This is a genomic window from Rhizobium sp. USDA 4016, assembly GCF_056279705.1.
On sequence record NZ_JBWCCY010000002.1, the window covers coordinates 2,072,957 to 2,095,531 of the forward strand.

Annotated in this window: 22 protein-coding genes and 4 pseudogenes; 10 read left to right on the forward strand and 16 right to left on the reverse strand. The window is 60.0% G+C overall.

The features are described 5' to 3' along the window. Positions 1 to 256 precede the first annotated feature (256 nt). Positions 257 to 475, reverse strand: coding sequence for a hypothetical protein (locus tag ACZ9DP_RS10955; RefSeq protein WP_074073006.1), 219 nt, complete (start codon positions 473 to 475; stop codon positions 257 to 259). Positions 476 to 1,073: 598 nt separating this feature from the next. On the opposite strand from ACZ9DP_RS10955, the gene ACZ9DP_RS10960 reads away from it, so the two are divergent. Both ACZ9DP_RS10960 and ACZ9DP_RS10965 read left to right on the forward strand, forming a co-directional pair. After that, entirely contained in the window at positions 1,074 to 1,994 is a 921-nt protein-coding gene (locus tag ACZ9DP_RS10960; RefSeq protein ID WP_476201630.1) for an aldo/keto reductase, read from the forward strand. Continuing rightward, entirely contained in the window at positions 1,994 to 2,674 is a 681-nt protein-coding gene (locus tag ACZ9DP_RS10965) for a DUF6064 family protein (protein WP_476201632.1), read from the forward strand. Before ACZ9DP_RS10960 ends, ACZ9DP_RS10965 begins: the two co-directional genes overlap by 1 nt. A gap of 196 nt (positions 2,675 to 2,870) precedes the next feature. Here ACZ9DP_RS10965 and ACZ9DP_RS10970 read toward each other — a convergent pair whose 3' ends face one another. The 4 genes from ACZ9DP_RS10970 to ACZ9DP_RS10985 form a co-directional block, all read right to left on the reverse strand. Further along, the gene (locus ACZ9DP_RS10970) at positions 2,871 to 3,482 is read right to left on the reverse strand and encodes a hypothetical protein (RefSeq protein WP_194731569.1); all 612 of its coding nucleotides are present in this window, start codon (positions 3,480 to 3,482) and stop codon (positions 2,871 to 2,873) included. A gap of 119 nt (positions 3,483 to 3,601) precedes the next feature. Further along, entirely contained in the window at positions 3,602 to 4,033 is a 432-nt protein-coding gene (locus ACZ9DP_RS10975; protein ID WP_194731570.1) for a SyrB-like regulator, read from the reverse strand. A 307-nt stretch (positions 4,034 to 4,340) separates the two neighbouring features. Then, positions 4,341 to 4,736 (reverse strand): DUF983 domain-containing protein, encoded by a 396-nt coding sequence (locus ACZ9DP_RS10980; protein ID WP_194731571.1) that lies wholly within the window; start codon positions 4,734 to 4,736, stop codon positions 4,341 to 4,343. A 149-nt stretch (positions 4,737 to 4,885) separates the two neighbouring features. Further along, positions 4,886 to 6,289 (reverse strand): aminotransferase-like domain-containing protein, encoded by a 1,404-nt coding sequence (locus ACZ9DP_RS10985; protein ID WP_476201634.1) that lies wholly within the window; start codon positions 6,287 to 6,289, stop codon positions 4,886 to 4,888. 12 nt (positions 6,290 to 6,301) lie between these two features. Here ACZ9DP_RS10985 and ACZ9DP_RS10990 point away from each other — a divergent pair, with 12 nt between their 5' ends. Further along, positions 6,302 to 6,502: a hypothetical protein gene (locus ACZ9DP_RS10990; protein ID WP_194731573.1), complete on the forward strand. Its 201-nt coding sequence runs from the start codon at positions 6,302 to 6,304 to the stop codon at positions 6,500 to 6,502. 75 nt (positions 6,503 to 6,577) lie between these two features. On the opposite strand, the gene ACZ9DP_RS10995 is transcribed toward ACZ9DP_RS10990, so the two are convergent. Continuing rightward, positions 6,578 to 7,024 (reverse strand): hypothetical protein, encoded by a 447-nt coding sequence (locus ACZ9DP_RS10995; protein WP_476201635.1) that lies wholly within the window; start codon positions 7,022 to 7,024, stop codon positions 6,578 to 6,580. 925 nt (positions 7,025 to 7,949) lie between these two features. Continuing rightward, the gene (locus ACZ9DP_RS11000; RefSeq protein ID WP_194731575.1) at positions 7,950 to 8,828 is read right to left on the reverse strand and encodes a LysR substrate-binding domain-containing protein; all 879 of its coding nucleotides are present in this window, start codon (positions 8,826 to 8,828) and stop codon (positions 7,950 to 7,952) included. Positions 8,829 to 8,938: 110 nt separating this feature from the next. Here ACZ9DP_RS11000 and ACZ9DP_RS11005 point away from each other — a divergent pair, with 110 nt between their 5' ends. Further along, positions 8,939 to 9,868: an NAD-dependent epimerase/dehydratase family protein gene (locus tag ACZ9DP_RS11005; protein WP_476201637.1), complete on the forward strand. Its 930-nt coding sequence runs from the start codon at positions 8,939 to 8,941 to the stop codon at positions 9,866 to 9,868. A 16-nt stretch (positions 9,869 to 9,884) separates the two neighbouring features. Then, positions 9,885 to 10,505, forward strand: coding sequence for a LysE family translocator (locus ACZ9DP_RS11010; protein ID WP_476201639.1), 621 nt, complete (start codon positions 9,885 to 9,887; stop codon positions 10,503 to 10,505). Positions 10,506 to 10,728: 223 nt separating this feature from the next. Here ACZ9DP_RS11010 and ACZ9DP_RS11015 read toward each other — a convergent pair whose 3' ends face one another. The 4 genes and pseudogenes from ACZ9DP_RS11015 to ACZ9DP_RS11030 form a co-directional block, all read right to left on the reverse strand. Continuing rightward, positions 10,729 to 11,802 carry a lipocalin-like domain-containing protein gene (locus ACZ9DP_RS11015; protein WP_476201640.1) on the reverse strand — a complete coding sequence of 358 codons (1,074 nt, stop codon included), beginning with the start codon at positions 11,800 to 11,802 and terminating at the stop codon, positions 10,729 to 10,731. After that, a complete protein-coding gene (locus tag ACZ9DP_RS11020; protein WP_476201641.1) occupies positions 11,792 to 14,203 on the reverse strand; it encodes an ABC transporter permease in 2,412 nt (803 codons plus the stop codon). The genes ACZ9DP_RS11015 and ACZ9DP_RS11020 overlap by 11 nt, the downstream gene beginning before the upstream one ends. Further along, positions 14,203 to 14,859 (reverse strand): ABC transporter ATP-binding protein, encoded by a 657-nt coding sequence (locus ACZ9DP_RS11025; protein ID WP_476201643.1) that lies wholly within the window; start codon positions 14,857 to 14,859, stop codon positions 14,203 to 14,205. Before ACZ9DP_RS11025 ends, ACZ9DP_RS11020 begins: the two co-directional genes overlap by 1 nt. Before the next feature lie 125 nt (positions 14,860 to 14,984). Continuing rightward, positions 14,985 to 15,097 (reverse strand): annotated as a pseudogene (locus tag ACZ9DP_RS11030) (ABC transporter ATP-binding protein); the annotation flags it as partial. 83 nt (positions 15,098 to 15,180) lie between these two features. Here ACZ9DP_RS11030 and ACZ9DP_RS11035 point away from each other — a divergent pair. Then, positions 15,181 to 15,479, forward strand: a pseudogene (locus ACZ9DP_RS11035) (Tn3 family transposase); the annotation flags it as partial. Positions 15,480 to 15,553: 74 nt separating this feature from the next. On the opposite strand, the gene ACZ9DP_RS11040 reads toward ACZ9DP_RS11035, so the two are convergent. From ACZ9DP_RS11040 to ACZ9DP_RS11050, 3 genes and pseudogenes are all read right to left on the reverse strand, one after another. Beyond that, complete coding sequence (locus ACZ9DP_RS11040; RefSeq protein ID WP_476201644.1) at positions 15,554 to 16,174, reverse strand: exopolysaccharide biosynthesis protein; 621 nt, start codon at positions 16,172 to 16,174, stop codon at positions 15,554 to 15,556. Positions 16,175 to 16,207: 33 nt separating this feature from the next. Further along, positions 16,208 to 16,510: a hypothetical protein gene (locus ACZ9DP_RS11045; RefSeq protein ID WP_476201645.1), complete on the reverse strand. Its 303-nt coding sequence runs from the start codon at positions 16,508 to 16,510 to the stop codon at positions 16,208 to 16,210. A gap of 52 nt (positions 16,511 to 16,562) precedes the next feature. Then, positions 16,563 to 16,814: pseudogene (locus tag ACZ9DP_RS11050) on the reverse strand (TerC family protein); the annotation flags it as partial. A 142-nt stretch (positions 16,815 to 16,956) separates the two neighbouring features. Between ACZ9DP_RS11050 and ACZ9DP_RS11055 the strand changes: the two are divergent. The 3 genes from ACZ9DP_RS11055 (at position 16,957) to ACZ9DP_RS11065 (ending at position 18,698) form a co-directional block, all read left to right on the forward strand. Next, positions 16,957 to 17,331, forward strand: a complete 375-nt coding sequence (locus ACZ9DP_RS11055) for a DinB/UmuC family translesion DNA polymerase (protein WP_476202265.1) — start codon at positions 16,957 to 16,959, stop codon at positions 17,329 to 17,331. A 135-nt stretch (positions 17,332 to 17,466) separates the two neighbouring features. Then, positions 17,467 to 18,141 carry a L,D-transpeptidase gene (locus ACZ9DP_RS11060; protein WP_476201647.1) on the forward strand — a complete coding sequence of 225 codons (675 nt, stop codon included), beginning with the start codon at positions 17,467 to 17,469 and terminating at the stop codon, positions 18,139 to 18,141. 14 nt (positions 18,142 to 18,155) lie between these two features. Next, positions 18,156 to 18,698 (forward strand): OmpA family protein, encoded by a 543-nt coding sequence (locus tag ACZ9DP_RS11065; RefSeq protein WP_476201649.1) that lies wholly within the window; start codon positions 18,156 to 18,158, stop codon positions 18,696 to 18,698. A gap of 500 nt (positions 18,699 to 19,198) precedes the next feature. Here ACZ9DP_RS11065 and ACZ9DP_RS11070 read toward each other — a convergent pair whose 3' ends face one another. Together ACZ9DP_RS11070 and ACZ9DP_RS11075 are read right to left on the reverse strand one after the other, a co-directional pair. Beyond that, positions 19,199 to 19,963: a response regulator transcription factor gene (locus tag ACZ9DP_RS11070; protein ID WP_092584618.1), complete on the reverse strand. Its 765-nt coding sequence runs from the start codon at positions 19,961 to 19,963 to the stop codon at positions 19,199 to 19,201. Between the two features lie 13 nt (positions 19,964 to 19,976). Further along, positions 19,977 to 21,215, reverse strand: coding sequence for a GAF domain-containing sensor histidine kinase (locus ACZ9DP_RS11075; protein ID WP_476201651.1), 1,239 nt, complete (start codon positions 21,213 to 21,215; stop codon positions 19,977 to 19,979). A 282-nt stretch (positions 21,216 to 21,497) separates the two neighbouring features. On the opposite strand from ACZ9DP_RS11075, the pseudogene ACZ9DP_RS11080 reads away from it, so the two are divergent. Next, positions 21,498 to 22,515 (forward strand): annotated as a pseudogene (locus ACZ9DP_RS11080) (substrate-binding domain-containing protein). Positions 22,516 to 22,575 lie beyond the last annotated feature (60 nt).

Here is a 22,575-nt window from a genome sequence, read left to right on the forward strand (position 1 = left end):
ACAAATGAGATATGCTACCTCCGCCAGGGTCAATGTTCTGGGCCGAAAGGGGTCAAACTTCTGGGAAAATTCACAAGCAAGCATGTGACGAAGAGGAGCATACGGCTGCAGGAATCTAGGAAGATTTCATCGAGATGGAGAGTGGCGGTCGACCCGGCGCGGGCGAGAGAACGTTTTAAGGAGGCCTGTACGGGCGCACCTATGTCGGATGCAAGTGCGCCAAGCTTCACAGCGCTATGCCGTTCCGGCGCCCTGCTTATAACTGAGACCTCTTGCCGCGATATGTCTTTGGTGGCGGCAGAGCTTCGTGTGCTTGCGCCAGCGTCTCCAACCAAGCTGCCAGACCCTCTGGAATTTCCTCGTTTCCCGCTTCAAGCGCCTCGATCCATGACAACTCGCATTGAAGCGCGGACGCAATGTTGATCGGCGTCCAACGGATGTGCAGAAGGCATTCGGAAAATCGTTCGGGTGTCATGGTTGCGGACATTTTCTGGCAAGTGATTCCGGTTTGCGCACAGTCGCACAAAGGTTGTCGGAGTCAATCGCGCATCATCTAAGAGCGAAGTTACCTCACGCGACGCAGATTGCCCTTGTTTCACGCAACCCCTAATCCAAACCGGAACTCAATGCCCCTCACCGGCTTCAGCTCGAAGGCCCGGTTCGGCGGGCCTTCGGTCCATTCGGCGCCGCGGAACGGGAACTCGTGGCTGCCAGCCTTGGCCAACTCTCGAGACGGTACTTTCTGAAGACAAGCTCCTGGGCGGTGGGCCTAGGCGAGATTGTGGCAACGTGTCCGGCGGCTCGGCTTCGCGTCCTAGCGAGGGCGCATGCGTCCGCGTCCGAGATGATACGACGTGCGCCTCGCGACATTCCATTCCGCCATAGAGTCGCTGAAAGCCGTTGCTCGGCGAAGTCCACAACGACTGCCGGCGGGTATCATTATATTATCGGCTGCGGCCGACGCTTTGCAGACCCTCGGCAACGTTCTAAAATCCCGGTAAAAGCCCGAGACGATCGAGATCGGCCATCGCCTCATGGGGTTCGCCAGTTGCCGCCGATATCACGGAGACCGGATGCTGACGACACGTCGAATGCTGGTGCAGGCCTCCCTAGCTGTGATGGCCGCAATAAATTTCCCGCCGCTCTTGGCACATTCCCAGGATCAGCGGCCTGTCGCGCGCCGCATCCCTTCGACGGGCGAGGCGATTCCGGCCGTCGGACTTGGGACTTGGATCACCTTCAATGTCGGCGACGATCCGACGCTTAGGGACGAATGCGCGGACGTCATCGCAGCCTTCTTCGAGGCTGGCGGACGCATGATCGACTCTTCGCCCATGTACGGATCATCGCAGCCAGTCATCGGCCATGGCCTGCAAAAGCTCGGGCAACCGGCGGCGCTTTTTTCGGCGGAGAAGGTCTGGACGTCCGCGGGCGCTGACGGTCCAAGCCAGATCGAGCAATCCCGCCGTCTCTGGGATGTGCCGCGCTTCGACCTCATTCAGGTCCACAACCTCCTTGCCTGGGAGGCGCATCTGCAAACCCTGTTCGCAATGAAGGCGGCTGGCTCCGTGCGCTATGTCGGGATTACGACCTCCGAAGGGCGCCGTCATGATCTTCTTGAACAGATCATGCGGCACGAAGCCATCGATTTTGTGCAACTCTCCTATAATATCATCGATCGCGAGGCGGAAGAGCGGATCCTGCCGCTGGCGGCCGAACGTGGAATTGCCGTGATCATCAACCGGCCCTTCCGGCAAGGCGCGCTGACTAGCCGGCTCGACGGCGAACCTATGCCCGAATGGGCGGCCGAACTAGGTGTATCGAGTTGGGCTCAGTTTCTCCTGAAATTCATTCTCTCCCACCCGGCCGTCACCGTCGCGATCCCAGCAACGACCCGTGCCGACCATGTGCGTGAGAACGTCGCGGCGGCGACAGGCCCCTTGCCAGATGCCGCCACTCGCGAGCGCATGGTTGCCCATGTGCAGGATCTTTGATGTCGGAATGGTGGACCTACAGCCTTGAGGATTTTCTGCTCTTTTCGCCACGCGTCTACTGGCGGATGTTCGAGTTGCACAATGCGATCCTATGGCCGCTACAGGTGCTCACACTGGCTTGCGGCTTTGCAATGGTTACCCTTATCGTGCGACAGTCTTCTGCCTCCGGGCGCTTCGTCGCGCTCGTTCTCGCGATCCTTTGGGCCCTCGTCGGATGGTCTTTTCTATGGAACCGTTACGCGACCATAAACTGGACCGCCGCCTACGTCGCACCCGCATTTGCCGTTGAGGCCCTCCTTCTCCTCGTCATCGGCACGCTGCTTAACGGTCTTGTCTTTTGCCGGCGCGGACCCGCCGCCTGGACGGGATATGCGCTTCTCGCCTTCGCGCTCGCCGGGCAGCCGCTGCTTGCGCCGATGCAGGGACGGGTCTGGACCTCATCCGAGATCTTTGGCGTCGCGCCCGATCCGACAGCGATCGGAACGTTGGGCTTTCTGCTTCTCGCCCCCAGCAAGTTCTTACCTCTGCTCCTACCGATCCCCCTCCTCTGGTGCTTCTTGAGCGGCCTAACCCTCTGGAGCATGGGAGCGCCGGAGGCATGGGCATCTTTTGCGGCCGTAGCGCTCACGCTTGCAGCCTGCATCGGAGCGATCATCGACCAGCGACAACCGACCGCGTGATTATTGCGATGCCGCTGCGTGAAGGAAGGCGCTCTCCGGCACCGCCCGCCAGTGAGAGCGCCTTCTGCAAGCCACTGCCGCGACAGCTATGCGGAGATGTTGGCGTGATCCTCTCGGAGCACGGATCGTCGATAGTGATATCTCTGCCATCCAGGCCACCCGGTTTGTCCGGGCAACCGCCAGGAGATATGTAGGCTCACGATCCGTCGAATCGCTCAAGCATCCTTACAAGCTGAACATTCTGCAAATGCAGCTTTTGCGCTAATTGGATTCTCAGTTGCGTGATCTCCTCGTCCAGGCTTGCCACCTCATCGAAGAAAGCCTCTCGAGGGGACGAGGATTGCGCGCTTTGATCACTGTTTGCGATGGTAGCGCTCCCCGAAACCATGTCGGCGCGGGTTCTCTTCGGGCGGCGTTCTGGCCGCTTTGTCCGCGGTTTTCGTGGAGATTTTTTACTTGGCTTGCTTTCCGGCACCAACGCATGCGCATCGGCACCGGGTCGGCTAATCTCATGACGAGTGGGCCTCTGGACCTCTTCCCCATCGTTTGGCGGCGAGATTGCCTGGGGAACATCGAGATCGCTGTCGGGTTCATCTGAAGTCGTCGTTGCCACTAGATCAACAGCAGGATTCTCATTGTGGTCAGGACGAACGGATACTTCCGTTGAGTCTGACGAAAGCGCCGAGGCGTGTCGTACGCCGCTTTCGCTCGCCTCGGTATCAGCATCATTCCCAACCGAACTCTCTCGTGTTTCTGTCGGCCGTCTTCGCGACGCTAACTGAGCAAGGAATTTCCATGGTGTTTTCATAGTGCTTCAACCTCGAGCAATCCGCAGCAGGGCGTTGCCGCAGCTTTAGATCCGGGCTCGCGACTGGGGCCGGCGAGTTTTTCTACCGTCGATCGCCCAATCGCTCCCACCCTAGTCGATCAGACGAGCCCGAGCCGCTTGCGCAGATCGGTATTTTCCGCGCGAAGCTTATCTGCCAGGGTTTTGCGAAGCCTTTTATTCTCTTCTTCAAGCTGAGTAAGATCTGCCATCTCATCGAGAGCTGGTAGCGGCGTCTTGGCTGTTTGCGCGATTTGCTTTGGCGTCCGCTTTCTACCGGTGTCCTTGATGGCGTCCTTGCTCGTGCTCTTGCCAGTGATTTGCGTTTCTTGGGGCGTCAGCTTTGCCTGCCCGGCACGCTTCCTGCGACCACTCGGCAGCTGCGCAGTCTTCCCAAGTGATGCAGCTACCGTTGCGCCGGCAGAGGCCTTCTGGTCCCGTGGTGCGCGCGGCTTTTTAGGTGCCGGCACTTTTGCCGTTGCATCCTTCTCTGCGACTTCGGTAATGGAGCCCGTATTGTTCTCGTCAGCCATCAGTTATCTCCCTCTGTAGGCAAGAGTTCTTTTGAGCTGAGTGAAAGACGGAGTCAACATGAGCGCGCCATGGATAGCTCACGCTGAGACGCGGCGCCAACGCTCGTATAAGAAGATTGGCGAAGCAGCTAACGCTCCCGCGCTCGCCTTGAGCGTATTCGAACCACGGGCAGCGATCTGAATTGAGCTTGAGTAACGCCGCCGATTTATGCGCGTTGCTCTCAAGTAGCTTGATCGAGGTTTCGAATTCAGTGTGCCCGGCTGCCAATAGCATGAGCCGGTTTTGCATATGCGGCGGGAACGGGGCTTAAACCTCTTTCGACGCAGGAGAGGTGCGGGCTAGCTTGCCCTCTTCCGCCTTGTAGAAATATTGGCTGGCGACCAACCATCCCTTCAGCGGCCGCAAGGGCGGGATACAAGTAGCCAGCATAAAGGGACCGGTGACCAGCAGATGGACCCACAAGGGCGCGCTGTACTGGATCTCGAGCCACACGCCGAGCAGGACACTTGGCACGCAAGCGAAGCAGATGACAAAAAATGCGGGACCATCCGCCGGATCGGCGAAACCGTAGTCGAGGCCGCAGACTTCGCATTCGGGCCTAATTTTCAGAAAGCCGTTGAAAATGTGCCCCTGGCCACAGCGCGGGCATCGTCCTTTGAGCCCGGTTGTCGTCGGCGGAATTGGTGGCCACTCCGTTTGCATGACGAACGATCCTTATACAGTGCATGCACGTATGCATGTATTGACTGAATTCATTGACTGCATTCAAAATAAGTACATTTCTCCAATTGGTGCGATATGGCATATTGCCGCGGTGCTCTCACTTCGGATCAATTGACATGCGCAACAACCTAGAAGAAGGACGCCGCGAGTTCAGGCGAGCCTTCGAGTGCGTGCCCCATGAATTCAAGACTACCCCGCAGCTTTTCGCGGTCGATAGGGCCTCCAAGGCAGACGCGCACCGCTTCCAGCGCCTGACCTTCGACCGCAAATGCATCGCTGGCAACGACGCCAATGCCCGAGGCGCGCATGTGGCTACCGAAGGTCGACCGCGTCCAGCCGTTCGTCAGCGGCAGCCAGATGTTGAAGCTGATGGGATCGCCACGATAGCTACCGGGCGGAAGGATGGCTGCGACCAGTTCCTGGCGTGCCGCTGCCTCCTTGCGGATGAATCGAAGGATGGTATCGGCGGTGCCATCCTCGATCCACCGCGTGGCAAGCGCCATGTTGAGCGGCGACGCCATGACATTGTTGGCACGCATGGCACTGACGAAGGGCCAGATCGCCTTGGTATCCGGTGCAACGACATAGGCCAGCCGGAGCCCGGCGCCGATGCATTTCGCCAAGCCGCCGATATGCCAGGTGAGGTCCGGAGCCATTGCTGCAAACGGCGGCGGCGCATGCAGCGGAATGAAGCCATAGGCGTCATCCTCGATGATCGGGACGTGATATTTGCGCGCCACCGCGCAAATCTCTTCGCGCCGCCGCTCTGGGATAGTCAGGGTAAGCGGGTTCTGCAGGGTCGGGTTGAGATAAAGCCCCTTGGGTTTCATTCTCTCGCAGGCTTCGGCAAAGGCGTCGGGCAAAATGCCGTCAGCGTCCATCGGCAAACCCGAAAGATTGAGACGCAGTTGCGCCGCAATCGAGCGGATGCCGGGATAGGTGATGCATTCCGACAGGATGGTTTCAGAGGGCTTTGCCAGCAGGCCGCAAATCGCCAGCAGCGCCGGATGAGCGCCGGGCGTCACGAAAATACGCTCCTGCGAAGGGACAAGGCCGCGGCGGCTGAGCCAGGAGGCTGCAGCCTCCTTGTCCATGCCCGAGCCGCCAAATCCCTGATAGCGCAGAAGCGGGATAAGGCTGGAAGTCACCGCCGAGATGCCCTCGCGCATCCGCGTGATCAATTCCGGATCGGTTGGCTCCGGCGGCATATTCATCGAAAGGTCGATTGCAGACGTACGGCGCGGATCGGGGGCGCTGTCGGACCCAAAGCCCCGGCGCTCCTTGTCGGCCCCGCCAGTGACGAACGTGCCGCGGCCAACGTGCGAATCCACCAGGCCGCGCTTCTGCGCCTCGGCATAACCACGCGCGACGGTGGTGAAATCGATATCCAGATGTTTCGCCAACTCGCGCTGCGGCGGCAGACGATCACCGATGGCCAGATGACCGCTGCGCAAATCCATCTCGATAAGGTCGGCGATGGCCATGTAGCGGGGGCTGTTGCTGCGGCTGAGGTCGGGTCGCCAGTCTTTCATCGGAATATCGCCATGTCCTTCTTCATCGACATTGACTGTATATTGTTGCAACTTCCCTCTGTCACGAAGAATGTCTCAAACTCCGATGCGAATGTCGGCCAGTTCAGCCCACTCAAGCGATTGGCAGCCGAGACGCAGAGCCACCCGCCGCCACGGCTTGCAAAAATTGGCCGCTTGCTGAGCGCGGCCACGATCGGCGCCGGCCACATCTGACCTTGCCAGTTCAAAACACTTAAGGAAGAGAAAAGCCGCCCAGAGGAGCGGCTTTCAGGTGCGCGATGATAGCGGTCAGGCGTGGCGGGCCTCGCGTGAAATCGCTCCATCGAGATTGGCGATCTGATGCTCTATCACGTGATAATGAAACGGGGATATCATGCCGTCGCTCAGAGCCATCTGGATGGCTTGCCTGTGGATCGCGGCTTCTTCCGAACGGAGATCACGAACTTCAGCGGCGCTGAGCAGCCTTCGGCCCCTGTCAGCCGCGATACGGCCGTCGGCGGCACGGATCTCAGCAAGTATGGTGTGCAATCGGCTGTCGGGGATGAACATCGGCATTGGATCCACCAGCGGGTCATCGTCGCCGTGCTCGGTCCGAACCCAATGATCGCGACGATCATGCTCGCCGGCGCGCACACCGTGCGAATTACGGGAAGCATGGGACGCAGCGAAGGCGGTTGCTAGTGGGACAGATATAAGGATGGCGGTGAGCGCCGTCTTAACGATCAAAGAGCGCATTTTGCATCTCCCGAATTTGGAGGACGATTGTCTTTTCATCCTCCCGTCTGCAGTGTCGTCCAGTTCCGTCGTGTCGCGGTGGTCACTCATCGCCGGCGGTTCTCGACCTGCAGCGAGACAGGATAGAACCTTGTCAGCGAGACCTGTAATTAACAAAAGATAATTTTTGCCGCTTCTGGACGTTCCGCAATCCAGCCTACCTTTGCGTCATGGCGGTGGAATAGTGGCGGAGAGTGGCGAAGGCTCTGCCCGCCATGACAGAAATGACCAAGAAGTGCCCCCCTGACACGGACTCGTCGCGCACAGTGCCCGACCTCGACCGGCACTCGCGCCAGTATTTCGATGTCCACCAGATCTGGACTCATGCCGACTATGGTGTCGCAACGGCTTCAAAGCGCGAGCTCGCCGAGGCGAGCCGACAGCACAAGGAGCTAATGTTTCGGGCGCCCGATCATCGATACGACCGGCCATGCCTGCAACCCGTCGGCTGGTGCCGAGCGCCGACGTGCACAAGCGGCTGGAGGCGGACTACGAGCGCATGTCTGCCATGATTTTGAAACTCCGCCCACGTCCGACGAGGTGTTTTCGAGCATTCAAGAGCTGGAGAAACGCCTGAATGACGGCTCCGCCGCGAAGGCATGGTTGACGAGTGTATTTCGGCATAGACGTTCGCCGTCTGCATTGAAGATTGACCCCAACAGCCCGCTAAATTCAGCAATCGAAGAAATGAGATACCCTGCCTCCGCAAGGGTCAATATTCTGCGCCGAAGGGGTCAAACTTCCGAGCATTTTTCTCATGCGAGGCAGACAATTGGGGAAAAGTATCGAGTGCAGTGGCGGTGGATCCATTTGGTCAGCCATGTTCTCTCGGCCATTTCCGCAGGGATCACGAATCTGGGGAACTCGTACAGCAACGGACTCATGGTTAAGTGCATCGCCTCATTTCCTCGCCGATCCATGATCGGAAATGCTTCACCTGGATCTTAGTGGCACTAGAGGAGGCAGTCAGCACCCTGTAGCAGTAGGACGACGGAACGAACAGATCGGCAGCCATAACAAGTCTGCCCGCCAAAATGTCGTCAGACGCGATCGCTGCAGATACCAGTGCCACCCCGTCACCCGAAACCGCCGCCTGGACGAGCAACCCAGCATGGCTAAAGGCTCGGGTGAAAGACAATGTCTTCCCAAGCATGCCCCGCGCTTCCAGCAATAGCATCCAAGGGTGCGTTGAACCTTCATAGATTATTGGAAGGCCATCTATGTCATCGATCAAGAGGTCCGGGCGCCCTGTCCTTTCAAGAAGGCTTGGGCTCGCGACCATCACGAAGCGATCCGGGAACGTCAGGTCGTCTGCCGCGTGCGGTTCATACCTGGCATGTCGTACCACGACGTCACATTTGCCCGAGTTCAACGGTACCGGTTCATCTGTCGCCTCCAGCCTAAAGTCGACCTCTGGATAGGCGAGGTTGAAGCGCGGAAGTCTTGGGATGAGCCATTTCATTGCGAATGAATGAGTCGTCGAAACCCGTAGCACCCGGTCGCCGCCGCCATCAGCAAGGTCGTTTATTTTCTGGTCGAGTAGCAGAACTGCCTTGGCAACAGTCTCGGCAAGTTCTTTGCCCTTATCGGTAATCGTCACGCCGCGCGGGTGCCGCTCGAACAGGGGGAAGCCCAGCGTTTGTTCAAGAGTCTTGATCTGCTGGCTCACGGCAGCCGGCGTCTTATGAAGTTCAAGCGACGCAAGCTTGAAGCTCTGCCAGCGCGCGGCGCATTCGAAGTCAATAAGTCCCGCCAGGCTGCGCATTTGTCAGTCCATAAAGACATAGAAATTCTTATTCATTGGCTTAGTATTTGTCGGTTGCGCAGTCAATAGATGCATGGGAATCAAGGATTAATTCAGGAGCTACAACCACCATGCAAAAAAATGCCTTAGTCATTGGCGGAACCCGTTTTTTCGGCCGGCTGTTGGTAAGGCGGCTTCTCGAAGCTGGCCTCAACGTAACCGTGGCGACCCGGGGGATCACCTCGGACGACTTCGGGTCTACCGTTAGCCGCGTCACGGTGGACCGGCGCGACGAAGATGCCATGGACCGTGCTTTCGCTGGAAGAGGAGACTATGACGTCATCTTCGACCAGATGTGCTACAGTCCGCTCGACGCTCGGATATCGGAATCTGTCTTCGCCGGGAGAGTGGGCCGTTACATCATGGCGTCGACCATCGAGGTCTATGCGCAATTGCTCTGGGCCAAAAAAGCGCCGTTCGACGAAGATCTCATCGATCTAAGCAACGAGCGCACAAATCCCGATTTTCCCTGGCGCGACGAGACATACTCCGAAAGCCTCTACGGGGAGGCCAAACGCGCTGCTGAGGTTTGGTTTCATCAGTCTGGCATATTGCCGGTGGTCAGCGTTCGGATCGGGCATATTCTGTCTGGGCCGGACGATTTCACCGGCCGGCTTCGGAGTTATGTTGATCGGGTATCCAGCGGCCGGCCGCTCTTCTATTCGATCAACAACGGCAAGAGTTCGTTTTTCAATCCCGCCGGAATTGCCGACTTTCTTTGCTGGGCTGGGCAGCAGACCTTTACTGGTGCGATCAATGCATGCGCGAACGGCACGTTGACGGCTCTGGAGATACATCAAGCCGTCGCATCAGTCATGGGAAGAGAGGCTCAATCGGAGTCCATGACCGGGATTAGCCGCGCCGCAGTACTCAGTCCATATGACTTCCCCGCCGACTACGCGATGTCGAGCGCGAGGGCTATTTCTCTAGGCTACAAAGCGCCAGATGTTTCCCAATGGTTGCCCGGTGTTGTTGCCGCACACCTCGAGCACGGACGGTAGGCCCAGCATGTTCGCAATGGAAACGATCGCTTCGTTCGTGCTTGCCTCTAGCCTCGTAATCCTCGTGCCAGGCCCAGCAACCTTCTTTGTGATGGGACAGGCCGGACGGGGCATGGCCGCCGCCGCCGGAGGCATTGCGGGAATTGTCGTTGGTGACATAGTCCTCATTACATGTGCAGGCCTAGGTTTTGCGGCCCTCGTCGCCCAATGGCCTTTTCTAATTGATGCAATCAAGGTCCTTGGATCAGCTTATGTAGCCTACATCGGAATAGGGCTGATCAGGCAGGCGTTGAGTTCCCGGGGCAGCATGGACAAACGCGGTCAAGTTGTTCCGCCTCGGCACCAATTTGCCAAGGGAATTGCGCTGACGCTTTCCAATCCCAAACCGATTATATTTTTCGCAGGCTTCTTTCCCGCATTTCTACCGCTCGGCCACCAGCCAACCTTACTGGGATTCTATGCGTTGGGCGCAATTTTTCAGATAGTTAATGTATGCTACTTTGCTGCGTTGACGCTCTTGGTCCGGCTCTTCAGCCGGAGCCTCTCAAGGGCCGTTTTCCAGGGAGCGACCCTCAATCTGCTGAGCGGCATCGCCTTGCTAATTTGCAGTGGCATCCTCCTCGCTACCCTTCTGTGAGCTGAAGCAAGTTGGACGAAGTGAGAGATCCGATGCGCCGAATGCGATCACAGCCTAGTGGAACACCGCGAGACTTGCGTAATTGCATTTCAGCGAGGCTGTATGTGCAGATGAACGCTTCGATCCTGTCGCCTGGGAGGGTGGGGCTCTTCGACGCTATCTCGACGTCTCCGGCCCGAGGCGCGACATAAAGTTCGGCCGCGCATATCGCGGCCGATCATCGTTAGTATCCCGTCATTTCCAAATAGCCATGCCCCCCAGCACTTCCGTTGAATGAAATTGGACCTTCCCAATAGGGCGTGGTAGTCGCCATCCATGCATGGTCGTTCAAAGGGCTAGTCGTGACGTCGAAGCCGCGCTCGGGGATCCGGACGCGCCATGCAACCGGGACATCCCGGTCGCCGACGCGTGCTGTTCGCAAAGGGGTTATCTGCAGAGATCCAGGCGACAGGGGGGTAGGCTTGCCATCCGACGAAATCCAGTTCGCCGACGTGTAGCCGCCGCGGCCGTCGCGAAGCCGAAACGCCATGACCTTTTCGCCGGAATCCAGGTGGAGCGAAAACCACTCCCATCCGGTCTGATCCTTAGCGAGGGGCTGCGAAGACCATTCCCGATCAAGCCATGCCTTGCCGCTGACCCGGACGGTCTTGCCGGCAATGTCGAGAGAACCCGACACCTCATAGAATGGCTGCGAGTAATAGTAGCTCGCCTGCCTTTCGGCCGACTTCACCGAATAGCCTTGGTCTCCCTGCAGCACGAGAGGACCGCTGGCTGAGAGTTCGAGCGTGTAGGCGAAATCTTTTCCGGTTGCGTGCAGGCTAACCTTGTCTAGCTGGTCGGCGCCCGGTTTGGGCAGGCCTTTCATTTCCCAATCATCGATCCAGGCAGAAAAGGGTACGGCCACGACACCTGCTTGGCCGACCCCTCCGCGGGCGAGTTTTTCAGCCAAGAGATGCCGATCTTTCGCGGTGATCGCGGCATGGCCCATCCAGACTTGAGGATCGGACCAGCCGCCCTCGGTCTTCGGCGCCAGGGCGGCGCGGAAAAGCGTCCATTGTACGCCGTACTGCGTCCCGTCCTCACTCTCAAGGTTTGCAGTAATGTACCACCATTCGATGCGGAATTCAGGATGGGGGCCGTGATCTGCCGGAAAGCGGAGTTGTATGCCGGGGCGTGGAACAGCGAAGCCCTCGGCGGTCGAGCCCAGTCCGGCAAACCCTTGCGAAATAGCGGCGGCAGGAACGGAGATTGCCGTGGCTACGAAAACAAAGGCGGCCAGAAGACCTCTAGCGTTCATTGGCAAACACCCTCAGCAAATCCGATGGCGCGACCGTCGCCAGCCGTCGGAGTGGAATAAAGACAGACAGGATCGCCGCAGCCAGCGCCACCAACCCTAGGACGAGCCAGTCCATCGGAAAAATCCGCAACGGCAGCCGCCAGCCGAAAGCCTCGACATTGACAATCGACAGCAGCACCCAGGCAAGCGCAAGGCCGACGGGGACCGCGGCAACGAAGGTCGCGAGCCACAACGCCAGAGTGCGCAGCACTTCGAGCAAGGCAAGATCGCGCCGCCTGATCCCCATCGCCCAGACAGGTGCAAGCTGCGGCAGCCGAATGCCCGACAAGGTCAGCAGGCTGGAGAACATCGCAAAACCTGCAACGCCGAGGGTGAAGAGATTGAGCATTCCAGTCACGGCAAACGTCTGGTCGAAGACCGCCTGAGATTGCCGCTTCAGGGAAGCCTGGTCGATGATGTTTTCAGAAGGCAGACCGAATTCGGTCGTCAGGCGTTCCTTCAGCGCCGGGGCGTCGACCGGCGGAACACGCACGCCATACCTCAGCTTTGGAACGTCAGTGTAATGTGCCGCCAGGGCTTCGACGCCGACGATGACCTGTCCTTTTGGATTGCCGTAGTCGGAATAGACCCCGACGACCGGGAGTTTCCATTCGCCGGGTAAGACCAGACTATCGCCAATTGCGAGCCCCTTGCGACGCCAGAGCTGCTCGTTGATGAGCGCCCCTTGCCCTGCGGCGACCTGGTCCCAGACATTGATCGTGCCCGACAGGAGCGGCCAGTTGTTGCGATAGGTCGGATCGCCTGCTGCCGCGCCGAAGATCTGCAGCCTGTCTCCAAGCACCTCACCCTCGACGCTCCAGATGGGAAGAACCGACGTCGAATGGTCCAGCAGCCATGTCCGCAAGCGCATCGCTTCGTTCTCCTCTCGCGCCGTGACGTAAAGCTCGGCCGCCAGCCGTTGGTCGAGCCAGCCGATGAAAGTCAGGCGGAAGCTGGAGACCATCGTGCCGACACCGACATTGGCGGCGAGCGCCAAAAGCAGCGCCATCAGGGCCAGGCTAAGCCCAGGCAGCTGTTGCCGCGTATCGGCCCAGAACCACGTGACGAGCACGCGTGACGAGTTTCTCTGCATGATAGCAAGAAACGCCGACAGCATGCCCGGCAGCATCAGGGACGCTCCGAGCAAGAGGCAAGCCAGGACCGCGAAGCCCGCGATCAGCCCGTGTCCGACACTCGCCAAAGTGGCCGATGTGATCAGCAGAGCCAACCCGCCCAAAAGCTGCAATCGGATACCGATTGCCGTCGCACGGGCCCAGGCACGAGGCTGCGCTGCAGCCAGCAACGGCATGCGCCGGACCCGCCAGAGGCTTTGGGCCGACGACACGATCGTTCCGCCGATCGCTATTCCCAGCCCTGTTGCCCACCATTCCGGCCGGATGGTCAGCGCACCCGGGACGCTCGCCCCATACAGCCCCTTAAGGGTTGCCGCTACACCGGGGAGCAACAGGGAGGCCACGAAATATCCGATCACGACGCCGATAAGCCCGGAAAGGAAGGCCAGCGTCAGAAGCTCCGTCATCAGCAGGAGGTTTAGCGACGACATGGAAAGCCCGAGAGAGCGCAAGGTCCGAAAGGTCGCTCTGCGCTGCTCGAACGCCAGGCCGATCGTCGCGTAGACGATGAACAGACCGACGGCAAACGCGAGGAAACCGAATGCCGTGAGGTTGAGGTGGAAGCTGTCGGTGAGCTGGGCGACATCCGGCCGGTCGCCCGGTGGCTTGACTGCGACCTCGGGTGCGAGAGTGTCAAGCGAAGGCAGATTCGGTCGCTGTTCCGGCGCAACGACGAGACGACTCAACTCACCGTGTCTTTCGAGAACCTGCTCGGCGACGGCGATATCGGTGAACGCGGCTCCGTCCGGCAGGTCCGGCGACACCTCGACCTGCATCTGCGTTTGCCCCTCGAGCTTCAGGGCGGTCGCCTTGGAAACCACGAGGGTACCCGGATCCACCATGGAGGCAGCCAGGTCATTCCATTCCCCGGTTTTAAAGCCCCGCGCCTGCGCTGGCATCGTCAACGGATCACTGCCGATAAGCCGCACACGGACATTTCCGAAGCGATGGTCGCCTTCGATAATGGGCGAGACATTCCAGCCTGCCCTTCTCAATTTGGAATACGTGCTTAGGGGAACGGAATGGCCGTTACTCGCTACGAGTTGCGTCAGTTCGTTCTGGTCGAGCACGGAGGCTGCCCGGGCATAACTCGCCCGTGCCTCTGCGTTGATCGCCTGGACACCCGACCAAAGCGCGGTTGCCAATGAAAGACCGAGGATAAGCGTAACAAGCTGAAGAGGCCGACGCCGCCAATGCGAAACGAGAGCCGTTGCGGCGGTCCAGAGCATCAGGCGATCCTTCCGCCACTGAGATGAACGCTGCGGTCGAGCATCTGTGCCAGCCTCGAAGAATGCGTCACCATCAACAGCGCAGCACCTGCACTCTTCGTCAGCGACAGCATGATGCCGAGCACCGCGTCCCCGGTCACTTCGTCGAGATTGCCGGTCGGTTCGTCGGCGAGAACCAGGGGCGGCCGCGCGGCAAGCGTTCTGCCGATCGCCACCCTCTGCTGCTGGCCGCTGGAAAGCTGCTCGGGGTATCGAGCGAGAAGTGCCTCGATGCCAAGATTTTCTACGAGCTGCCGCTCCCAGGTAGGATTGTGCCGGCCAGCAAGCTTTGCATGAAAGGAAATGTTGGCCGCGACATCGAGCGACGGAATCAGGTTGAACTGCTGAAACACCAACCCGACCGCCGAACGTCGATACTGGGCCCTTTCCCGATCATCCAGAGCGGCAATATCTCGGCCCGCTGAAAGGATCTGTCCGACATCGGGATAGTCAAGCCCGCCGACAAGGTGAAGTAGGGTGCTCTTTCCGCTTCCGGACTCCCCGGTCAGCGCGACGCTTTCGCCGGCATTGAGATCGAAATCGATGCCTTTCAGGATCTCAAGAGGTCCTTCTGCGGTCACATAGGATTTTCTGACATTGCGGAGTGAGAGCAGCATCTGAGTTCGGGATCGATGAAGATGTCAGAGTATTTAGGCATAACCGTCGGCTTTGTAACCGTTCTTGCATGGCGATTTTGGGAAGGCAGCATCAATACTCGGCGCCGGCGCATACATCCCCATTTCCGCACACCGCGAAAGAGGTTGACGATCGACATGCGAAGTGAAGTGTCTACCATTAAGACCGGCCCATCGGCGACGATCAGCTTCGGTTCGGAATGAGGGCTCGCGCGACGGAGACAGCGTCGTAGCGGCCGACAGCGTGCGCGGAAGCGCTCGCAAGATCGCGAGCTTATGCTAACCACGGGGATAGTCCCATCGCGAGCGGCACGCGCCAGCCGCTTCAGGTCGTCCGGGTTCACCGATCACCTCTTCGGCATCAGCGCCATGCTCGGATCGGCTTGTGCTGCGCATCCGCGATCTGCCCTCGAAGCGGCTTTGCGTGTTTAATCCCGCCGGACGCCCAAGGAACTGCGCGGCGAACCGGCCCGATTAGTTCCGCTGCGCCGCCACGATGGCTGCCGGCAAGATCAGGGCAAGCCAGTTGCTTCCGTACACTCGCATCCTATCCGCGCCAGGACGATCCGGCGGCCGTGCTTCGGGCGCCGCCGCCGGTGGAGTAGATAGGAACGGGCTGACTGCAGGCGACCACGGCTCTTGAGGACGTTAAGGTCGACACTCGCCAGGTGGCGCCTTACGCCGCAAAGACCATTGACGCCATCAAGTTGAGCAAAACCGCGGTTGTGACGATCGTCGCCGATGCGAGCAGCAGCCCAATCAGAGTGACGAGGCCGTCGCCCTCCATCATGGCAACTGCCAGGATCACCAGCGACAACACCGGCGGCACGTTGCCAAAGGGGATCGGCAGGGCAATCACCAGGGCGAGCAGGAAGATGGGGAAGCCGAGCAAGGCCTGCGCCGTCGGCCCGGTGAGGACTTCTATCCGATCGGCGCGCACGACTTTCTCAACCCTTGCGATCATCGGAACCGAGTGACGGACTATAAGATCAAGCGTCGCGAACGAAACCTGACGGTTTCTGACGATGGCAGGCAACCACACCGTCCGACGGCCCGCGCTAATCTGGAGCGAGACCAGAGCAAGCGTCGTGCCGAACACCATGCCGAACGGGCCAGGTATCGGCGTCAGGGCCGGGATTGCCAGAAACAGGACCGTGAAAGCGATGCCGGCCGGCCCCATGGATTCCAAAACCTCGCCGATGGAGAGGCCGCCTTTCGCCCTGGCGAGTTCCAGCATCTTCCTCAGTTGCGCGGAGGCCACTCCGCGCGACTGTTTGTGCCCGTCTTGTTCGAACATCTTACTCAAGCCATTTCAAACCCGAACCGCGCATTACGCATCCTCGCCGGCACCCCCCAAAACGCGAAGGAGGGCTGCGCATTGCGGGTCTTGGTTGTCGAGAAGTTCTGCCGGCGACGTACGACCGATCGCAATGTTGACGACAGTAGCCGCCGCCCAGCCGTAGTCGCCGGCGGCACGATCGATCAGCTGCGGGCCGTGGGACGTGAGGCAGGACTGGGACTGTCGAACGATCTCCACGGGAAGCTTCGCGCGCTCGGCTTGTTCCACTATCTGAGCCTGCAGCGGATCGACCACGAGAACGGCAAAAATCCAGCCGATGAAATCCGAGAACATATCTATTTCCTTCCGGTTCGGTAGCTAACGGTGTTCCTATGAGCAGCGCCGATCATGCAAGCTGCTGCTGATCCCGCGTCTTGAGGAGGCTCCAGACCACTCCGGCAACGATGATGGCGAAGGTGACGCCGAGCGACACCGCGGCCGGGAACTTTTCAAGACCGAGAAGATCGGCGACGAAGATCTTCGAGCCGATAAAGATCAGGACGACGGCAAGCGCAGGCTTCAGATAACGGAGGCGATGGATCATCGCCGCGAGGGCGAAATAGAGGGTTCGGAGACCGAGGATCGCGAATATATTCGCGGCGTCCCCAGCCACTCGACAAGCAAAAACGAGAGATCCAAAGATAACCCCCAATCGGCACTGGTTGTCGGAAAACGGTCCGACATCGCAAGAGTGCCGAGGCTCTCGCCAGAGGGGCCCGGACCAACGGGTTAGCCCGCAGATGGGGATTCACTTTTCTGCCGTCAAGGGCAGCCTGAACTCGCCTCCTCCATCGGAATGCGACGGCGAGCCGATCCGAAAATCTCTGAGCGCCGAGGATACCTTCGTCCAGGATATTGACGAGTTCGACGTTGCAACGGCGGAGCTGAAGCCGCTTACCGAAGGTCTGAGGCACCTGCGAGGCGCAGAGATCAGCGGCAAGACGGTGATCGTGAAAATCAAGTATTCGGATTTTACCGGGCGACACGCAGTCGAACAGGCGCGGGTGGCCTTCGCAAACATGACAGATATTTTTGACGCAGCGTCACGACCGCTGACAACTTCGTCTATCCGTTCAAGTGATCCTTGCGTTTGTTGGTTGCAACCTCCTAAGTAACGATCAAACGAAACAGATACAGAACAGCCGAAACTCGACCACGGCCTGTTAGCAGGAACGGAGTTTTCTGTTGTGGCCAATTCAAAATCTGATTTACTGACACTTCGCTGTTTGGCTTTGAGGGGGATATTGCCGATGGTGTGGACCCGCAGGGATATGTTACTTGGTGGTTTGGCTTTACTTGGCACCGGCGCGGTGCAAAAACCGGCATTCGCCCAGGCGTCTTCCTATTTTGCCGGAACCGCCGTCGACAATGGCGTGACGTTCCGAAAGACCAACTTCGCCAAGATCGATAAGCGGTGGCACCGCCAGGTTGTCAAATATTTCAGCAGCGAGCCGATCGGCACCGTTGTTGTCGATACAAGGCACCATTTTCTCTACGTGATCATGGAGAACAAGACAGCCATCCGCTACGGCGTCGGCGTCGGCCGCGAGGGCTTCAAATGGTTTGGCCGCGCCACGATCGATCGTAAGTCGCTTTGGCCGCGCTGGACACCGCCGCCGGAGATGCGCAAGCGCCATCCCGAACTGCCCGAATTCGTGGCGGGAGGCTCACCGAAGAATCCACTTGGCCCCCGCGCCATGTACCTGCTTCGCGACGGCGTCGACACCGGTTATCGCTTCCACGGGACGCTGGAGCCGGCGAGCATCGGCAAGGATGCCTCCAGCGGCTGTATTCGCATGTTCAACGAAGACGCCATCGATCTTTACCAGCGTTGCCCCGTCGGCACCGCTGTGCAGGTTCTGCCGCATATTGCCGACCAGGCTGAAAATGCCGCTCAGCTTGGCGAAATAGCCCCGGTACAATAAGGAATATCATCCAGATGTCTGCTACCATCGGATACACGAGGAGCGTTGTTGCCGCGGCCATGCTCTTGATGCTCGCCGCCTGCACCACCACCGATATCGCCTCCATGGAAGAACCTGCCGCGGCGCCGATGACCGGTCAGACCAACGATCCCGCGCCAGGTTTCGAGAACATCATGGCTGGCAGCGAAGAGGATTTTATCCTCAATGCCGGTCGACGGATCTACTTCACGCAGGACTCCGCCACGCTCGATTCCGTCGCCATGGCGACGTTGGATAACCAAGCCACTTGGCTCAACAAGAACCCGAATTGGCTGGTCAAATTGCAGGGGTTTGCCGACGATTCCGGTTCCGCGTCCAAAATGGTGGCGCTGTCGCAGAAGCGCGCCGATGCGGCAATGGCCTATCTCGCTTCGAAGGGCGTGGACGCCAGACGCATGTGGGCCAAGGGTTACGGCAAGGACCGCGAAGTCCGCGATTGCGCGGAGCGCTCGTGCAAGGTGCAGAACCGGCGCGTTGTCTCCAATCTGCGCACCCAGCGCGATGATGAAGGAGCTTGACAACGGACCGGGCCTTTTGGCTTCTCACCTGCTCCGTGGCGTGATCGCAAAAGAACAACCGGCCGTGGCCAGCAAGTCGAAACACCGTTCTGGATGGGCGGGTCGTCCCGGCGGACCGGATATCCTTTAAAACGAAGCCAATCCGAGGTCGTATTCGAACCAACAGCGCGAATATGCTGCGAGACCTCTCGCCTGTGGTCGTCATGCATTCCAAAGTGTGTTCGCGCCTGCGGCGCCGAACAATTCAAAGGGCTGACTGTTTTAAGATTGCCGCCAGAACACGATTTGAGACGGTCAATTATCCACCGCCCGCGGGTCCTGGCGGAGCGACCACGCCGTAAACTGCAGACATCGGCAGCTTTAGCCCGCCGGGGTAGTATTTGGATCGACAGTTCAATCAGGAGAGCGGCAACGGGGTCGCCGGGAATTCTTCTCGAAACTCGTGCGAACCATCAGCGGTCGCCCATAATGGGAAGAACACATCGATAGCTACCGCGAGTTCAGGTTCGAGCCCGCCTGCGATGCCTGTCGCGCGGGCTTTCATGCAATCCATCAAGCCACTCCTGCACCTCTGCCTCAGCCCGCTCCAGAGCGCTGTAGTTCAGGAGTTTGCGCAGGAAAGCGACCGCAACGGCGCGGGCGCGGAGATTGAAGCGGCCGTCCTCGTGGTCGTCGCCGGCGGTCTGGTAGACGTCCAGCTTGTCGTAGAGCTGCTGCAAGCGGTTCTGCACGCTGCGCAACGAGAGGCCCCGACGCTTGGCGATGGCCCGGTCCGTGAGGCCCAGCGCGATGTCGACGAGGATCTCGTATTCGGAATCGGTGAAGCCGTTCGTCTGGCCGAGGCTCTTCTGCTGCAGGCCCCGCACCTCGCGGTCGATGACGCACTGGCTCTCGATGAAGATCGAGCGTAGCGCAAGCTTCAGCCGCTCGTCGGAGGCGGATTTGAGCACATAGCCATAGGCGGCGCCGTCCGGCACGATGCGGGAGACGCCGCGCACATAGGCCTCGTCCGAGTAATTCGACCAGAACAGGATGCGGGTCTCCGGCCGCTCCTTCCAGATCGTGCGCGCCGCCTCGATGCCGTTGCGGCTCGCCATCTGCAAGTCCATGACGATATGCGCCGACTTGTGGTCGCGGGCGAGCTTCTCGCCGACGGTTCCGTTTTCCGCCTCGATCACCGTGTCGCATTCCGGCAGGGCAGCGTTGACCGCCTCGTGCAGATAGGACCGGTGCAGCGGGTCGTCCTCGACGATCAGAACCTTCATCGTGCCCTTCTCCTCAGTTTGACCCGCTCGCCGGGTCGTGCGGCACGAGCGGCAGCACGACGCGCACCACAGTCCCGCGATTGTTGTTGCCAGGCCCGGTCGTGAAGCGCGCCGAGATGAGCCGCGCACGGGTCTTCATGTTGTCGATGCCTCCGCCGATCCGTCCCCGCGTCTTGGCGAGCCCGCTCCCGTCGTCGGAGATTTCGATCGACAGCCGGTCGTCGTCGGCCTCGAGCCGAACCATGACGGCCAGCGGGGCGGCATGGCGCACCGCATTGTTGATCGCCTCCTGCGCGATACGGAACAGCGCGACGCTGACAGTCGGTTCCAGTCGCTCCAATGCGCCGTGCGTCTCGTCGACGAGGCCCCATTCGATGCCCGATCCCGTGTCGCGGGTCGATCGGTCCAGATGATGCTCGATCGCTTGGGCGAGGCCGAAGAGCTGGAGCACGGAGGGTTTTGCCTGCTCGATGATTTGCCGCAGATCCTGCATGCAATGCTGGAGGGAACGGGAGATGGGCTCCAGCGCCTCGGGCGCCACCTCGGCGTTGCGCGACAGCCGATCGATCCGGCGGGCGAGCCGCGTCAGGTCGGCGAGCGTCTGGTCGTGCAGGTCCATGCCGATCCGCTGGCGTTCCTGCTCCAGTGCTTCGGTCAGCTTCAGCGCGCCTTGTCGCAACCCCTCCTCGCGGGCGCGGGCCTCCGCCTCCACGATGGCCGAGCGCTGCGCCTGCTCGGCCGCCTGCAGCGCGAAGAAATAGGGCGTCAGCAGGTCGGCGATGATGCGGGCGCGTTCGATATCCTCCATCGTATAGACATCTGCCTTTTGCGACGAACAGGAGAGCGCCGCGATGATCGTGCCCTGCACCTTCATCGGTACATGCAAGCGACTCCTCAGCGACTGTTCGACGATCGGCCGCTTGAACGCGCCCTCGAAATGGAAACGCGGGTCCGTCATGGCGTCGTCCGCCAGGAGAAAGTCCACCTCGCCCCAGAGCAGCGAGCGGATGGGGCTGTTGACCACCGGCGCGCCGGCAAGGTCGCCCCAGGCAGTCTCGATGCCCGTCTCGTAGGCCGTGTGGTAGTTGCCGCCCTCAAGGAGCACACAGACATCGAGATGATCGTGCGGGATGATATGGGCGACCTCGGCCGCGACTGAACGGATGGCCGAGCGGAAGTCGAGCTGGCCCGCGAGCAGCCGGGAAATGCCGAGATAGTGGTCGAACATGGCTGCGGGTGCGAGGTGCAGCATTGTCATTTCCTCCCCGAGACGGCAGCAGGCTCCTCAACCCGCCGCGATCGCTTCGCAGTAAGCGCCCGCGGAAGCGCCGCCGTCTTGCGGAAACCCGCAGCTTGTTGCGCAAAACCCGCAAACGACTTGCCGCCTTGCCCCTATACAGGCCGGTCGATCTCCCGCATCCTGCCCTTACTGAGAGGAGGATGCTCAGTGCAAGAACAATTTTCACTCGAACCCATTTTGGGCAGGCAGGAGTGAAGCGATCCGCTGACCGGCGCGATCATGAGGGAGAGAGACATGACAATCCGTAAGATGCTTCTGGCATCGGCCGCTATAGCTTGCGCCGCGATGCCCGTTTCCGCCTTTGCCGAGACTTCGGCAAAGAAGATCGCCCTGTCCAACAACTATGCCGGCAACTCGTGGCGCCAAGCCATGCTGACGAGTTGGGGAAAGGTGACGGGCGAGGCCGTGAAGACTGGCGTCGTTGCCGCAGCCGACGCTTTCACCACCGCCGAGAACCAGGCGACGGAACAGGCCGCCCAGATCCAAAACATGATCCTGCAGGGCTATGACGCGATCGTGCTGAACGCCGCCTCGCCGACGGCGCTAAACGGCGCGGTCAAGGAAGCCTGCGACGCCGGCATCACCGTCGTTTCCTTCGACGGCATCGTCACCGAACCCTGTGCCTGGCGCATCGCCGTCGACTTCAAGGAAATGGGCCGCAGCCAGGTGGAGTACTTGTCTAAGAAGCTCCCAGACGGCGGAAACTTGCTCGAGATCCGCGGCCTTGCCGGTGTCTTCGTCGACGACGAGATTTCGGCGGGCATCCACGAGGGGCGCCAAGCAGTTTCCGCAGTTCAAGGTAGTCGGCTCCGTTCACGGAGACTGGGCGCAGGACGTGGCGCAGAAGGCTGTTGCCGGCATCCTGCCAAGCCTGCCCGACATCGTCGGCGTGGTGACGCAGGGCGGCGACGGCTATGGCGCGGCCCAGGCGATTGCCGCGACCGACCGGAAGATGCCGATCATTGTTATGGGCAACCGCGAAGACGAACTGAAGTGGTGGAAGGAGCAGAAGGACGCGAAGGGCTACGAGACCATGTCCGTATCCATTGCGCCGGGCGTCTCCACGCTTGCCTTCTGGGTCGCCCAGCAGATCCTCGACGGCAAGGAGGTCAAGAAGGACCTCGTCGTGCCCTTCCTGCGCATCGACCAGGACAATCTCGAAACGAACCTCGCCAATACCCAGGCCGGCGGCGTCGCCAACGTCGAATACACGCAGGAAGATGCAGTCAAGGTCATCGAGTCGGCAAAGTAAATCTCCCGGCGACTGCCGCGCGGCCGCAAATGGCCGCGTGGCATTCTTTGCGAGCAGGCG

Bases quoted from the DNA above. Each gene is read 5' to 3' on its own strand.
- ACZ9DP_RS10955 (WP_074073006.1), bottom strand. From the start codon at position 475: ATGACACCCGAACGATTTTCCGAATGCCTTCTGCACATCCGTTGGACG.
- ACZ9DP_RS10960 (WP_476201630.1), top strand. From the start codon at position 1,074: ATGCTGACGACACGTCGAATGCTGGTGCAGGCCTCCCTAGCTGTGATG.
- ACZ9DP_RS10965 (WP_476201632.1), top strand. From the start codon at position 1,994: ATGTCGGAATGGTGGACCTACAGCCTTGAGGATTTTCTGCTCTTTTCG.
- ACZ9DP_RS10970 (WP_194731569.1), bottom strand. From the start codon at position 3,482: ATGAAAACACCATGGAAATTCCTTGCTCAGTTAGCGTCGCGAAGACGG.
- ACZ9DP_RS10975 (WP_194731570.1), bottom strand. From the start codon at position 4,033: ATGGCTGACGAGAACAATACGGGCTCCATTACCGAAGTCGCAGAGAAG.
- ACZ9DP_RS10980 (WP_194731571.1), bottom strand. From the start codon at position 4,736: ATGCAAACGGAGTGGCCACCAATTCCGCCGACGACAACCGGGCTCAAA.
- ACZ9DP_RS10985 (WP_476201634.1), bottom strand. From the start codon at position 6,289: ATGAAAGACTGGCGACCCGACCTCAGCCGCAGCAACAGCCCCCGCTAC.
- ACZ9DP_RS10990 (WP_194731573.1), top strand. From the start codon at position 6,302: ATGTCCTTCTTCATCGACATTGACTGTATATTGTTGCAACTTCCCTCT.
- ACZ9DP_RS10995 (WP_476201635.1), bottom strand. From the start codon at position 7,024: ATGCGCTCTTTGATCGTTAAGACGGCGCTCACCGCCATCCTTATATCT.
- ACZ9DP_RS11000 (WP_194731575.1), bottom strand. From the start codon at position 8,828: ATGCGCAGCCTGGCGGGACTTATTGACTTCGAATGCGCCGCGCGCTGG.
- ACZ9DP_RS11005 (WP_476201637.1), top strand. From the start codon at position 8,939: ATGCAAAAAAATGCCTTAGTCATTGGCGGAACCCGTTTTTTCGGCCGG.
- ACZ9DP_RS11010 (WP_476201639.1), top strand. From the start codon at position 9,885: ATGGAAACGATCGCTTCGTTCGTGCTTGCCTCTAGCCTCGTAATCCTC.
- ACZ9DP_RS11015 (WP_476201640.1), bottom strand. From the start codon at position 11,802: ATGAACGCTAGAGGTCTTCTGGCCGCCTTTGTTTTCGTAGCCACGGCA.
- ACZ9DP_RS11020 (WP_476201641.1), bottom strand. From the start codon at position 14,203: ATGCTCTGGACCGCCGCAACGGCTCTCGTTTCGCATTGGCGGCGTCGG.
- ACZ9DP_RS11025 (WP_476201643.1), bottom strand. From the start codon at position 14,859: ATGCTGCTCTCACTCCGCAATGTCAGAAAATCCTATGTGACCGCAGAA.
- ACZ9DP_RS11040 (WP_476201644.1), bottom strand. From the start codon at position 16,174: ATGTTCGAACAAGACGGGCACAAACAGTCGCGCGGAGTGGCCTCCGCG.
- ACZ9DP_RS11045 (WP_476201645.1), bottom strand. From the start codon at position 16,510: ATGTTCTCGGATTTCATCGGCTGGATTTTTGCCGTTCTCGTGGTCGAT.
- ACZ9DP_RS11055 (WP_476202265.1), top strand. From the start codon at position 16,957: ATGGGGATTCACTTTTCTGCCGTCAAGGGCAGCCTGAACTCGCCTCCT.
- ACZ9DP_RS11060 (WP_476201647.1), top strand. From the start codon at position 17,467: ATGGTGTGGACCCGCAGGGATATGTTACTTGGTGGTTTGGCTTTACTT.
- ACZ9DP_RS11065 (WP_476201649.1), top strand. From the start codon at position 18,156: ATGTCTGCTACCATCGGATACACGAGGAGCGTTGTTGCCGCGGCCATG.
- ACZ9DP_RS11070 (WP_092584618.1), bottom strand. From the start codon at position 19,963: ATGAAGGTTCTGATCGTCGAGGACGACCCGCTGCACCGGTCCTATCTG.
- ACZ9DP_RS11075 (WP_476201651.1), bottom strand. From the start codon at position 21,215: ATGCTGCACCTCGCACCCGCAGCCATGTTCGACCACTATCTCGGCATT.